We start from the raw sequence: 12,136 nt of genomic DNA, 5'->3' as shown, positions 1-12,136 counted from the left end.
GTTTGAGCTGGTTGATGCCGCACTCAACAGCGTGGCGTAGGCGGTAGCCACCGGGTGGGTCCTTCTGAAGGTGGCCGTCGCGGCGGGCTCCGGCCGCGTGCTGGTGGGCGCGGCTGATGGTCGAGTCCACGCTGACCGTCCGGCCGATCATCCCGGCGCTGTCCGCCCGGGCTTGCAACGCCGCGAGGATCTGCGCCCCGACGCCGTCACGCTGCCATCGGCGGAACCAGCGAGCGTCTGCCGCGGCGGATACCCGGCAGGCGCGTCGCGCCACGGAGCGCCGGTTTTCGCGGCTGAGGAGCAACCCGTTGGCCGTCGCTGTCACTTTGAGTGAGTATTCGATGACACGGAGTTGGAGGTTGTGATGACTGCTGAGGACGGCCGCGGTGTGTCGAAGCGAGGCCCCTTCGAAGAGCTTGTCCTTCGCGGGGTGATCGAAGCCGGCGCGCAATCACACGGCCGGCTCATCGCGCTGATGACCGGGCCCGCGGCGCCCGTCGTGGCCGGGCCCGCGGTGAAACTCATCCGCGGCGCGCTCGTCGAGCATCGCACTCGGGAGCGGGCCGAGGAGAAGGAGATGAGCTGGGACGAGTACCGCGACAGGCAGGATGAGTACCGGCGGGAAACCCTGTATTGGGCCATGCGGTTCTGAGCTGGGCGCCGCGGCCCTACAGCCTCATCCGGGCGGCGATCGGCAAGTGGTCGCTGCCGGTTCTCGGCAAGGTGTGCAGGCCGGTCACGGTCAATCCGCGGGCCAGGATCTGGTCGATGCGGGCCACCGGGAAGCGCGCGGGCCAGCTGAAGGCGAAGTCTCTCGAGGTCGTGACGTGGTCGAGGACCGGGGCGAGGCCGCGGTCCTCGACCGTGCTGTTGAGGTCGCCCAGGACGATGACCCGGGGGAGGGGCTCGGCCGCCAAGAGGTCACCGAGCAGCGCCGCGCTCTCGTCGCGGGGGTCGGTGTCGAAGCCGGAGACGCCCATGCGGACCGACGGCAGGTGGGCCACGTAGACGGCGACGGGACCGTGCGGGGTCTGTGCCACCGCGCGCAGGCCCCGGTTCCAGTCGGGGCCGAAAGCGGCGGGGCGGATGTCGATCGCGGCCACCTCGGTCAGCGGGTAGCGGGACCACAAGGCGACGGTTCCTTGGACGCTGTGGTGGGGATAGGCGGCGGCGAGCGTGGTCTCGTAGTCGGTGACGGCCGGGAACGTCACCTCCTCCAGGGCGATGACGTCGGGATTCGCCTTCATCAGGGAACGGGCCGTGCCGGCCGGGTCGATGTTCTCGTCACTGGCGTTGTGCTGGACGGCGATCAGGTCGGCGGTGCGGTCCCGGTCCGGCACGACATGGCCGCCGAAGACGGCGAGCCAAGCGATGACCGGCAGCAGCACGGCCGGGAGCGCCATCCTTGGGCGCCGCCACCACGCCAGGGCCGCCAGCACCGGGACGGCCAGGCCCAGCCAGGGCAGGAACGTCTCCAGCAGGCTGCCCAGCCGCAGTCCGAGGCCGGGCACCCAGCGGTGCAGGGCCAGCAGTCCGGCCAGCAGCACGGACATCGCGATGATCAAGTAACCCCGCACCGCACGAATGCTCTCAGGGGCGCGCAACCGGGATGACGCGGTCGGGTGGCGCCGACGGGCGCGGGCGTACGTGCAGAGCGCCGTCGACCAGCTCGGCGCGGGGGTCGGTCCAGCGCTCCTCCGGTGTGGGTACGAGGACCTGCTCGATCGAGCGGTCCGCGTCGTAGACGACCAGCGAGTTGATGGTCGAGGCCAGGTACCCCATCGTGTATTCCTGGTCCGGGTGGTCCTCGGGGCCCTCGGCCGGCACGACGAAGAAGCGGTCGCCGACCCACTGCCCGTACGGCTCCATCGTCTGGTCCTCGCCGACCGGCCGGCCGTCGATCCACAGGCGCTTGCCGGAGAGGACGGCCCGGTGGCGGTTGTCGGCGCTGAAGCGGACCCAAAGGTCCTGGGTGAAGGAGGTGAAGGAGTCGCAACCGCCCGGCACCGGGCCCTCGCGGCCGCCGGCGCCGGCCGGATCCTGGGAGCAGATCTCGGGATCGCGGCAGGAGCGGTCCAGGCGACGGGTGCAGCCCAGCCCGGCGGCGGCGCAGTCGCGGCGGTCGGCGAGCGCCATCACCCCGGCCAGCTGCGTGCCGGCGGTGCCGGAACCCAGCAGCAGACGGTACGAGTCCGGGTCGTTCACCCGCATGAAGACCTCGACGCCGATGGATGAGCGGCGCAGCCATTGCCGCCAGGGTTCGCGTACCCACTCCCACTTCTCCGGCACGTCGGCTCCCCAGCGTCGTTGATCGGACAGGATCTTAGCGGCGGCAGCGGCCCTACGCTGGGGCGATGACGCAGGTGGACAGCGCTCTGGCCGCGACCGTCTCGCTTCCCGAGTTCCTCGCGACCAGCGAGGTCGGGCGGCTCACGCTCGACGAGCGGCGGCTCATCGTGCGGCAGGCGCTGCTCCTCCTGGAGCACAACTACGCCCTGCTCGCGTTCAAGACGGCCCGCTACGGCATCAACCCGCTGCAGCGGCTCCGGCTTCTCGACCAGCGCCTGGCCCGTCAGGAGGACGACCCGGGCCGGGAGTGGCGACTGCACGAGGAGCTCATCGAGATCTTCAATTCGCTGCGTGACCTGCACACCCGGTACACGCTGCCCGAGCCGTTCAACGGCGCCGGGGCGTACCTCCCGTTCCTGTTGAAGGAGTTCGTGGAGGACGGCCGGCATCGTTACCTGGTCGGTCGGGTGACGGCCGATCTCGGCGACGACGCGTTCGGCTTCGGGGCCGAGGTGACCCACTGGAACGGCGTGCCGATCCATCGCGCCGTCGAACGGTTCGCCCAGTGCCTGCCGGGTGCCAACCCGGAGGCGCGGCACGCCCGCGCGGTCAGCATGTTCACTGTGCGCTCGCTCGCCTTCGGGCCGCCGCCCGACGAGGACTGGATCATCATCCGGTACGTCGGCCGGGACGGGCAGGTTCGCGAGACGCGCCAGGTGTGGACCGTGGTGCCGATCGCCGCCACCACCGAGGGGCCGGCCGCCTCGCTCGACACGCCGCTCGGCGTCGACGCCGAAGGGGCCCAGCTGGCCTGGCTGCGGGCCGCCCTGTTCGCGCCCGAGGCCCTGGCCGGCGACCCCACCGGGCCGGGGATCATCTCGGAGGCGCCGACCATCTTCGAGGCGCGCCGCGTCCCGGTCGGCGACCGCGTCGTCGGGCATCTGCGGATCCGCACCTTCATGCCGACCGGCAGCGGCGTGCTCGGCTTCGTCCGCGAGTTCATCCGCCTGCTCGGCCTGCTGCCCTCCGACGGCCTGGTGCTCGACATCCGCGGCAACGGCGGCGGCGCCGTGCTCGCCTCCGAGATGTGCCTGCAGGCGCTGGTGGCCCGCCCGGTCGAGCCGGAGCCGGCCCAGTTCGCGGCCACCCCGCTCAATTTGCGGATCGCCCGGCAGAACGACCAGTTGAAGGACTGGCGCAAGTCACTCGACCAGGCGATCGAGTCGGGCGCGCTCTATTCGGCCGGCATCCCGCTCACCGGCCGCGACATGCTCGACGTGGTCCCGCAGTCGTACTTCGGGCCGATCGTGCTGCTCACCGACGCCCGCTGCTACTCGGCGGCCGACATCTTCGCGGCCGGCTTCCAGGACAACGGGATCGGCCTGGTGCTGGGCGTCGACAACAACACGGGCGCCGGCGGCGGCAACATCTGGCAGCTCGGCGACCTGCTGGCCCGGCTGCCGAACGCGCCCGACTCGCCCTATCGGGCGCTGCCGCACGGCGCCAACCTGTCCCTGGTGATCCGCCGGGTGCTGCGGGTCGGCCCGAACGCCGGCACCCCGCTCGAGGACTACGGGGTGGTGCCCCGCAAGCTGCACCGGCCCACCCGCCGCGACCTGCTGGAGGACGACGCCGACCTGTTCGCCGAGGCGGTCAAGCTGCTCGACGAGCTGCCCCGGCGCCGCTTCGACGTCGTGCTGGACGAGGTGGACGGCCGCCTGACCGCCTCGTTCTCGGTGTCCGGGGTCGACCGGGCCGACGTCGTCGTCGACGGCCGCCCGCGCTGCACGACCGACTTGGGCGGCGACGAGGGCCCCCTGGCGATCCCCGGCGCCACCGGCGGCCGTGAGGTCCGCATCCTCGGCTTCGACCGGGGTGACCTGGTGGCCCTGCGTACCTTCGTCCGCACGACCCCGGGCCTGAGATTGCGCCGGACCCTCGGCGATTAACCTGGGTGCCGTGACTGACCTTGACGAAACCGCCGTGCAGCCCGACCTCATCGCCACGCACTACCTGACCAGCATCGACGACGTGACCGAGCACCTGCGCGCGGCCAACCAGCTGGGCCTGGGCGTCCGCGTCCGCAGCTACCTCGAGGCCGACGAGGAGGGCGAGGGCCTGGTCGAGCACTGGGAGGTCGAGCTTCTCACCGCCTCACCGGTGATCGAGGAGGAGACGGCGGCGGTAGGGGCGGACGGCCCAGGGCAGGCCGAGCTCTGACGGCAGGGACAGGGTCGCGGCGGCCTTCACCAGCACCTCGTTGATGCCGAGGATCGTGCGGTGAGGGCCGTCGACGGCAACCGTGTCGCCGTCGAGAAGCTGGGGGAGCGGAGCGCCGGCGAGGGCCTCCAGCACCGAGGTGAAGTCGGCGGTCGCGGACAAGGGGACCAGCAGCGGGGTGCCGTCGGCCCGGTGATCCAGCACGTTGGTGAGCAGGTCGACGCGGCCGGGGACCTCGGTCAGGGTGGCCGCGCCGGGCAGGGCCAGACGGTCGGTCGGATATTCGAGCAGGGCCCGGCCGCCGGGCCCGCGGGCCTCGATCTCGCCCGCGATGAAGTCCTCGCCGGCCAGGGTCACGGCCACCAGCAGTTGCAGGCCGCTGTCGAAGGTGATGCGGGCGAACGCGGTGTCGTCCACCTCGATGTCGCGGGTGCGGTAGCGCTCGACGGCCAGCTCGCGGGGGCGGCCCGCGCCGGCCGCGGTGCCGGTGGCCAGGGCCTGCATGACGGCGTGGGCCAGCGGGTTGACCAGGGCCCCGTCGACGCCCCGGCGGCCCGCCCACGAGGCGCGGGCGTAATAGGTGTCGTCGCGCTTCCACGACGCCACCGCGCCGATCCCCGTCAGCGGGGTGGGCAGAGCGTCGCGGAAACGGGACCACGCGGCCGAACCCAGCGCCTGGAAACCCACCTGACAGACGCGGCCGGCCGCCGTCAGGGCCGCGGTGAGCGTGTCGTGCTCGGCCCGCGACAGCACCGGCGGTTTCTCCAGGAGCAGGTCGCAGCCGTACGCCAGGGCGTCCAAGGCGATCGGCAGGTGCGTGTGCGGTGGCGTGCAGATCACCACCACGTCCGGCTGGGTGGCCGACAGCAACGCCTGGTGATCGGTGAAGACCGGTGCCTCGGGTGACGAGACCGGCCGCACGTCCGCCATGCCGACGAACCTCAGCCGCGGATTGCCCGAGATGTTCCGGCGGTGCCACGACCCATGGCCGTTGGCGCCGATGAGAGCGACCTTCATCGCAGACCGGCCAGGGTGTCCTCGACGCCGTGCTCCGTCAGGGCCGTGAGCCAGGAGACGATCTCGGCGCGCAGCTCCTTGTCGTCGGCCAGGTCGGCCGCGAAGACGGTGTCCAGGCCGAGCAGCGCCTCCACCACGTCGGCCGGGGTGGAGCCGGCGGAGGCGAGCCGGGCCCGGATCCGGTCGGCCAGCGGGTCGTCCAGGGGCAGGTCGCGGCCGTCGTCGGCGGTGCCCTGCACGAAGCGCATCCAGGCCGCGACCACCAGCGCGCCCCAGCGTGGCATCGAGCCGGCCTTCCGGCAGTCCTGGATGGTGTGCAGCACCCGCTGCGGCAGCTTCTGCGAGCCGTCGCCCGCCACCTGGAGGGTGCGATAGGCGATGGCCGGATTGGCGAACCTGGTCAACACCTCTTCCCCGTACGCCGATGGGTCGACACCGGGCGGCGGCGACAGGCACGGCGTGATGTCGCCGGCGATGAAGTGCCGCATCGCGGGCAGCATTCCCGGCATCTCCAGCGCGGCCGAGATGGTCTCCCGGCCGGCCAGCGCGCCCAGATAGGCGATGGCCGAGTGCACGCCGTTGAGCGTGCGGATCTTCAGGCGTTCCCAGGGCTGCGCGTCGTCGGTGAGTACGGCTCCGGCCAGATCCCAGGCGGGGCGCCCGGCCGGGAAGTCGTCCTCGATGACCCACTGGAGATACGGCTCGCCGCTCACCGCGGCCGCGTCCCGCACGCCCAGGGCCCGCTCCGCGATCGCGTACGTCTCGGCCGTGCTGGCCGGGACGATCCGGTCGACCATGGTCCCCGGGAACGTCACGTTGGCCGCGACCCACTCGGCGATCCCGGTCGCCGCCGCCAGGTGGTGCACGAGCCCGCGCAGCCGGTGCCCGTTGGACGGCAGGTTGTCGCAGCTCATCAGCGCGATCGGCCCGGCGTCGGCCCGCCGCCGGGCGGCCAGGCCGCTGATCAGCAGGCCGGGCACGGTCCGGGGGGCGCGGCCGGTCTCGAGGTCGGCCCGCAGGTCGTCGTCGAGCAGCAGCCGCCCGGTGGCCGGGTCGAGCTTGTAGCCCTTCTCGGTGACGGTCAGCGTGACCACCCGGATCGCCGGGTCGGCCAGCAGCTTCACCACCGCGTCCGGGTCGGCCGAGGCCGCCATCGCGCCGGCCAGGGCGCTGATCACCCGCGTGCTGGTGCCGTCCGGGCCGAGGGTGGTGACGCTGTAGAGGTAGTCCTGGGCGCGCAGGGCGTCGACCACGGCCCGCGAGCGTGGCGCGACACCGACGATGCCCCAGTCGCCGCCCGCCGCGGCCATCGCGTCGTCGGTGTAGACGGCCTGATGGGCCCGGAAGAAGGCGCCCAGTCCGAGGTGGACCATGCCGGCCGTGGGCAGGGAGGCTCGGGTCAGTTCCATGCCGGGCCGTCCGGGAAGGAGAACTCGGCGATCGACGCGGGCTTCAGGTCGGAGCTGTATCCGGGCTGCTCCGGCACCAGATAGCGGCCGTCGCGGGTGCGCACGGGGTCGGTGAAGTGCTCGTGGAGATGGTCCACGTATTCGACCATGCGGCCCTCCAGCGACGTGCCCACCCGCAGATAGTCGAAGATCGCCAGGTGCTGGACCAGCTCGCAGAGGCCGACCCCGCCCGCGTGCGGGCAGACCGGCACCCCGAACTTGGCCGCCAGCAGCAGCTCGGCCAGCACCTCGGGGATGCCGGCGACCCGGCACGCGTCGATCTGCATGACGCCGATCGCCTCGGCCTGGAGCAGCTGCTTGAAGATGACCCGGTTGGCCGCGACCTCGCCGGTGGCGACCCGGATCGGGGCGACCGCCCGCTGAATCCGAGCGTGGCCGAGCACGTCGTCCGGGTGGGTCGGCTCCTCGATCCAGTACGGGTCGAACTCGGCCAGCCGGGCCATGTTGGCGATCGCCTCGTCGACGCCCCAGATCTGGTTGGCGTCCATCATGAGCAGCGCGTCCGGGCCGATCTCGTCGCGGATGATCCGGGCCCGGCGCACGTCGTCCTCGATCGGGCCGCCCACCTTCATCTTCATGGCCCGCCAGCCCTCGGCGTACGCGGCCCTGGTCAGTGCCCTGACCTTGTCGTCGGGATAGCCGAGCCAGCCGACGCTGGTGGTGTACGACGGGAAGCCCTCCGAGCGGAGCCGGGCCAGCCGGCCGGCCATGCCGTCGCGGCCCTTGTCGAGGATCGCGGCCGCCTCACCGGGGGTGAGCGCGTCGTCGATGTGCCGGAAGTCGACGCAGGCGACCAGATCGGCGGTCGGCATCTCGGCCAGCAGCTGCCACATCGGCTTGCCCTCGATCTTGGCCTTCAGGTCCCAGACCGCGTTGACCAGGGCGCCGGTCGCCATGTGCAGCGCGCCCTTCTCGGGCCCGATCCACCGGAGCTGGACGTCCGCGGTAAGCGACCGCAGGAACTCGAGTGGATCGTCGCCCATCGAGAGCACCGCCGGCGCCAACGCCCGTACACAGGCCGCCGTTATCTCATTGCCCCGGCCGTTGGTAAAGGTGAATCCGGTGCCCGTGAAGGGTCCGTCGGTGATCAACTCGACGTAGGTGGCGGAATAGTCGCCCTTGTTGATCGAGTCGGAGCCGTCGCCGGCGGCCGCCGTGGGGAAGCGGACGTCGTGGACCCGTACATCAGTGATCATGCGGTCCTGCCGATCTTGAAGATGCGCTTGGGGAGGTGGTAGGCGAGGTCGGCCATCGTCGCGGCCGCCTCGTCGAGCGGCAGCCGGTCCTGCACGACCAGCGACGCGAGATAGGCGGCGTCGACCCGGCGGGCGATGTCGTGCCGGATCGGGATCGAGCAGAAGGCCCGCGTGTCGTCGACGAAGCCGGCCGTGTTGTAGAAGCCGGCCGAGTCGGTCACCGACTCGCGGAAGCGCCGCATGGCGTCCGGCGTGTCGAGGAACCACCAGGGCGCGCCCAGGAACAGCGCCGGATAACCGCCGGCCAGCGGTGCGAGCTCCCGGCTGAAAGAAGTCTCGTCGAGGGTGTAGAGGACCAGGGTCAAGTGCGGTTCCATGCCGTACGCGTCCAGCAGCGGCCGAAGCGCGTCGACGTAGGACGTCGCCTGCGGGATGTCGCCGCCCACATCGGCCCCATGTGCCGCGAAGAGGCGGCGGTTGTGGTTGCGCACCGCGCCGGGATGCAGCTGCATGACCAGGCCGTCGTCGAGCGACATCCGCGCGAACTCCAGCAGCATGTGCCCGCGGAAGGCCTCCGCGTCCTCCGCGGTCGCCTCGCCGTGCAGGGCCCGGTCGTAGATCGCCGCCGCGCCGGCGGGGGAGAGCGCCACCGTCCGCGCGGTCGGGTGCCCGTGGTCGGACGAGGTCGTGCCGGCGTCGATGAACGCCTCCCGGCGCCGGCGCAGGGCCTCCAGATAGCCGGCGTACGTGCCGGTGTCCTCGCCGGCCAGCTCGCCCATCCGGGCCACCGCCTCGGCCCAGTCGTCGCGGTCGAGGTCGACCACGTTGTCCGGCCGGAAGGTGCTGATCACCCGGCCGCCCGGGCCGCCCCAGCCGTCGGCGGCCAGCTTGGCGTGCCGGCTCAGGTCGTCGGTGGGGAACTCGGTGGTGGCCAGCACCTCGATGCCGAAGCGCTCGAACAGGGCCCGCGGCCGGAACTCCGGCTCGGCCAGGCGCGCGGCGATCTCGTCGTACACGTCGTCGGCCGTCTCGGCGCTGAGCCTTTTCTCCACGCCGAAGACCGTGCTGAACGTCCGCTCCAGCCAGAGCCGTGACGGCGTACCCCGGAAGAGATGCCAGTTGTCGGCGAGCAGGCGCCAGATGACCCGGCCGTCGGTCTCGACCGGACCGCCGTCGCGGCGCGGCACGCCCAGCCGGTCGGGCGGGATGCCCTGGCTCAGCAGCATCCGCGTCACGTAGTGGTCGGGCACGATCAGCAGGCGGGCCGGATCGGGAAACGGCTCGTCGTCGGCGAGCAGGCCCGGGTCGACGTGCCCGTGCGGGCTGAGCAGCGGCAGGTCACGCGCGACGGCGTACAGCTCGCGGGCGATGCCGGCCTGCGCCGGGTCGGTGGCGAAAACGGGATCGGTCACGCGGTAACTCCCTCTCCGAGCAGGCCGGCCACCTTCACGGGGGCCGACTGCTGCAGGCTGCGGTTGGCGGCCAGGCCGGTGAGCAGCGCCAGCGCGCCGTCCCGGGCGGTCGCGGAGCGGTCCATGGGGTCGGCGCGGCCGCCCAGCAGCACGCCGGTCATCCGGGCGTCGGCCCCGCCGTGCCCCTCGCGGCTGTGCGGTTGCAGCTCGACCGCGTACGGCGGCGCCCAGAACGGCCTGATGGTCAGCGTCACCGACCCCTCCTCGGGGGACGCGCCCTGCTTGACCTCGCCGGCCGCGGCCGGGCTGACGTGGTCGCTCTCGACCACCTCGAGCTCGAGCCGGCCCTTGCTGCCGTTGACCATCACGCGGTAGCCCTCCCAGGGCGCGTACGCCGTGAGGTGATAGGTCATGGTGGCGCCGGTGTCGTAGCGGACGAGCACGGCCAGGTCGTCCTCGATGGTGATGCCGGGGTCGAAGACGTTGCGGTCGCGCAGATAGTCGTCGTCGCCCTCGGCGTCCAGGTAGAGCGCCTTGAGCTTGTCGTTGCCGGCCAGGTCGAGCGCGAACGGGTCGCCGGCCGCGCCGGGGTCGCCGGTCGACCGCTCGTAGTCGCGGGCGTAGCCGTGGCGGCGGCCGTCGGCGCCGTAGAAGAAGAGCCGCCCCTGGGCGTAGACCTCCCGCGGTGCGGCGCCCAGCCACCAGTTGACCAGGTCGAAGTGGTGGCCCGACTTGTGCACGAGCAGGCCGCCGGAGTTGGCCTTGTCGCGGTGCCAGCGGCGGAAGTAGTCGGCGCCGTGCCGCACGTCGAGCAGCCACTCGAAGTGCACCGAGCCGATCTCGCCGATCTCGCCGCGGGCCAGCAGGCTGCGGACCATCTCGTGCACCGGGTTGAAGCGGTAGTTGAAGGCGACCTGGACTTTTCGTCCCGTCCGCTCCACCGCGTCGAGGATGCTGCGGCAGCTCTCCGCGTCGACGGTCATCGGCTTCTCGGTGATCACGTCGCAGCCGGCCTCGAGAGCGGTGACGATGTGCCCGGCGTGGGTGCTGTCGACGCTGGTGACGATCAGCTCGTCGACCCGCTCCTTGGCCAGCATGGCGGCCAGGTCGGCGGCCTGATAGGTGGGTACGGGGTTATCGAGCCAGCCGTTGTGCGCGTCCATGCGCGACTGGTTCACGTCGGCCAGGGCGACGAGTTCGGCGTCAGGTTCCGCGGTGATCGCTCTGATGAACATCTCGGCGCGCGAGCCGGCGCCGACGACGGCGAAGCGTCTCATTCGGGAGTCCTCCCGGGCAGCAAAGGTTTGCAGGGAAGTTAGACAGATCGATTCCCTCGCGTCAACGATCGTTGCCCATTTGCCCTATTTTATGTAAACAACGGCGTCCGTTTGTCATCTCCCTGCAACACAACGCCATTGACATGAGTGCAACCGCTTGCATTAATGGGCGTCAACCCGTGACCCCGACCACAGTGGAGGCGTTGATGTCGGTGACGATTCGCGACGTCGCCAAGGCGTCGGGCGTGCACATCTCGACGGTGTCGCGCACCTTCTCGGCGCCGCATCTGGTCAACCCGAACACGCGCAGCCGGGTGCTGGCCTGCGCCGAGCAGCTCGGCTATCGCCCCAACCGGGCGGCCCGGGCGCTCATCACCGGCCGCACCTACAACATCGGCCTGATCGTGGCCGACATCGCCAACCCGTTCTTCCCGCCGCTGATCAAGGCGGCCGAGAGCCAGGCCCGCAAGCACGACCACCACATCTTCGTCGCCGACACCAACGAGGACCCGGCGCTCGAGGAGGAGGTCGTGCGGGCCCTGGCCAAGCAGGTCGACGGCGTCCTGCTGTGCAGCCCGCGGATGAGCAACGCGCTCATCGAGCAGCTCAGCCGCGAGGTGCCGCTGGTCGTCGTCAACCGGCAGATCACCGGCATCCCGGCCGTGGCCATGGACGTGGCCGGCGGCGCCCGCCGCGCCGTCGAACACCTGGCCGGGCTCGGTCACCGGCACATCGCCCTGGTCAGCGGCCCGCGCGGGTCGTGGACCAGCCGCGAGATCCGCCGCTCGGCGGCCTCCACCGCACGCGCCGCGAACGCCGAGCTCACCATCATCGGACCGAACCCGCCGACCGAGGTCGGCGGCCTGACCGTGGCCGAGGACGTGCTGCGGGCCGGCGCCACCGCGGTGCTGGCCTACAACGACCTCATGGCGATCGGTCTCATCGAGGGTCTGCTGGCCGCCGGGGCCCACGTGCCCGGCGACGTCAGCGTCGTCGGGATAGACGACATCATGCTCAGCCGGCTGACCCGCCCGAAGCTGACCACGGTGGCGACTCCCACCGCCGCCGCCGGTCGGGCTGCCGTCGACATGCTGCTCGCGCATGGCGACGACCGCCGTACCACCGCTCACGTCCATCTGCAGACCGAACTGGTCATCCGCGACTCGACGGGGCCGGGCCCGGGTCCGCACAGCCCTGCGGACCCGGGCGACGTGATCGCCCCCGGAGGTGTCGCCTCCTAAAAAGGAGTACGCGTC

At 71.7% G+C, this 12,136-nt stretch carries 11 protein-coding genes and 1 pseudogene; 4 read left to right on the top strand and 8 right to left on the bottom strand.

The features are described from left to right. Positions 1-46 precede the first annotated feature (46 nt). Positions 47-288 (bottom strand): annotated as a pseudogene (locus ACQP2X_RS33235) (IS5 family transposase); the annotation flags it as partial. Between the two features lie 76 nt (positions 289-364). Here ACQP2X_RS33235 and ACQP2X_RS33230 point away from each other — a divergent pair. Further along, the gene (locus tag ACQP2X_RS33230; RefSeq protein WP_498688669.1) at positions 365-652 is read left to right on the top strand and encodes a hypothetical protein; all 288 of its coding nucleotides are present in this window, start codon (positions 365-367) and stop codon (positions 650-652) included. A gap of 16 nt (positions 653-668) precedes the next feature. Here ACQP2X_RS33230 and ACQP2X_RS33225 read toward each other — a convergent pair whose 3' ends face one another. Together ACQP2X_RS33225 and ACQP2X_RS33220 are read right to left on the bottom strand one after the other, a co-directional pair. After that, entirely contained in the window at positions 669-1,553 is an 885-nt protein-coding gene (locus ACQP2X_RS33225; RefSeq protein WP_498701095.1) for an endonuclease/exonuclease/phosphatase family protein, read from the bottom strand. 37 nt (positions 1,554-1,590) lie between these two features. Further along, positions 1,591-2,289 (bottom strand): hypothetical protein, encoded by a 699-nt coding sequence (locus tag ACQP2X_RS33220; protein WP_498688667.1) that lies wholly within the window; start codon positions 2,287-2,289, stop codon positions 1,591-1,593. 65 nt (positions 2,290-2,354) lie between these two features. Between ACQP2X_RS33220 and ACQP2X_RS33215 the strand changes: the two genes are divergently transcribed. Both ACQP2X_RS33215 and ACQP2X_RS33210 read left to right on the top strand, forming a co-directional pair. Next, the gene (locus ACQP2X_RS33215; protein WP_498688666.1) at positions 2,355-4,238 is read left to right on the top strand and encodes a S41 family peptidase; all 1,884 of its coding nucleotides are present in this window, start codon (positions 2,355-2,357) and stop codon (positions 4,236-4,238) included. A 10-nt stretch (positions 4,239-4,248) separates the two neighbouring features. Continuing rightward, on the top strand, positions 4,249-4,509 hold the full coding sequence (locus ACQP2X_RS33210) for a hypothetical protein (RefSeq protein ID WP_498688663.1): 261 nt from the start codon (positions 4,249-4,251) through the stop codon (positions 4,507-4,509). Here the strand turns inward: ACQP2X_RS33210 and ACQP2X_RS33205 are convergent. From ACQP2X_RS33205 to ACQP2X_RS33185, 5 genes are read right to left on the bottom strand one after another with little or no spacing between them, the layout of a single operon-like run. Beyond that, positions 4,444-5,526 carry a Gfo/Idh/MocA family protein gene (locus tag ACQP2X_RS33205; RefSeq protein ID WP_498688661.1) on the bottom strand — a complete coding sequence of 361 codons (1,083 nt, stop codon included), beginning with the start codon at positions 5,524-5,526 and terminating at the stop codon, positions 4,444-4,446. The two genes, ACQP2X_RS33210 and ACQP2X_RS33205, sit on opposite strands and share 66 nt — an antisense overlap. Then, positions 5,523-6,935 (bottom strand): mannitol dehydrogenase family protein, encoded by a 1,413-nt coding sequence (locus tag ACQP2X_RS33200; RefSeq protein WP_498688659.1) that lies wholly within the window; start codon positions 6,933-6,935, stop codon positions 5,523-5,525. Before ACQP2X_RS33200 ends, ACQP2X_RS33205 begins: the two co-directional genes overlap by 4 nt. Next, positions 6,926-8,191: an enolase C-terminal domain-like protein gene (locus ACQP2X_RS33195; protein WP_498688658.1), complete on the bottom strand. Its 1,266-nt coding sequence runs from the start codon at positions 8,189-8,191 to the stop codon at positions 6,926-6,928. The genes ACQP2X_RS33200 and ACQP2X_RS33195 overlap by 10 nt, the downstream gene beginning before the upstream one ends. After that, the gene (gene uxaC / locus ACQP2X_RS33190; protein ID WP_498688657.1) at positions 8,188-9,603 is read right to left on the bottom strand and encodes a glucuronate isomerase; all 1,416 of its coding nucleotides are present in this window, start codon (positions 9,601-9,603) and stop codon (positions 8,188-8,190) included. The genes ACQP2X_RS33195 and uxaC overlap by 4 nt, the downstream gene beginning before the upstream one ends. Next, positions 9,600-10,880, bottom strand: coding sequence for a Gfo/Idh/MocA family protein (locus ACQP2X_RS33185; protein WP_498688655.1), 1,281 nt, complete (start codon positions 10,878-10,880; stop codon positions 9,600-9,602). Before ACQP2X_RS33185 ends, uxaC begins: the two co-directional genes overlap by 4 nt. A 206-nt stretch (positions 10,881-11,086) precedes the next feature. Here ACQP2X_RS33185 and ACQP2X_RS33180 point away from each other — a divergent pair, with 206 nt between their 5' ends. Further along, positions 11,087-12,121, top strand: a complete 1,035-nt coding sequence (locus ACQP2X_RS33180; protein WP_498688654.1) for a LacI family DNA-binding transcriptional regulator — start codon at positions 11,087-11,089, stop codon at positions 12,119-12,121. Positions 12,122-12,136: the final 15 nt, after the last annotated feature.

Origin of the sequence: Actinoplanes sp. CA-131856, assembly GCF_050956135.1 — a bacterium.
Lineage (GTDB): Bacteria > Actinomycetota > Actinomycetes > Mycobacteriales > Micromonosporaceae > Actinoplanes.
This window is presented reverse-complemented; position numbering and strand designations above follow the sequence as displayed.

What these genes read in the sequence shown, in the direction of transcription:
- ACQP2X_RS33230 (WP_498688669.1), top strand. Translation starts at nt 365, where the DNA reads ATGACTGCTGAGGACGGCCGCGGTGTGTCGAAGCGAGGCCCCTTCGAA.
- ACQP2X_RS33225 (WP_498701095.1), bottom strand. Translation starts at nt 1,553, where the DNA reads ATGTCCGTGCTGCTGGCCGGACTGCTGGCCCTGCACCGCTGGGTGCCC.
- ACQP2X_RS33215 (WP_498688666.1), top strand. Translation starts at nt 2,355, where the DNA reads ATGACGCAGGTGGACAGCGCTCTGGCCGCGACCGTCTCGCTTCCCGAG.
- ACQP2X_RS33205 (WP_498688661.1), bottom strand. Translation starts at nt 5,526, where the DNA reads ATGAAGGTCGCTCTCATCGGCGCCAACGGCCATGGGTCGTGGCACCGC.
- ACQP2X_RS33200 (WP_498688659.1), bottom strand. Translation starts at nt 6,935, where the DNA reads ATGGAACTGACCCGAGCCTCCCTGCCCACGGCCGGCATGGTCCACCTC.
- ACQP2X_RS33195 (WP_498688658.1), bottom strand. Translation starts at nt 8,191, where the DNA reads ATGATCACTGATGTACGGGTCCACGACGTCCGCTTCCCCACGGCGGCC.
- ACQP2X_RS33185 (WP_498688655.1), bottom strand. Translation starts at nt 10,880, where the DNA reads ATGAGACGCTTCGCCGTCGTCGGCGCCGGCTCGCGCGCCGAGATGTTC.
- ACQP2X_RS33180 (WP_498688654.1), top strand. Translation starts at nt 11,087, where the DNA reads ATGTCGGTGACGATTCGCGACGTCGCCAAGGCGTCGGGCGTGCACATC.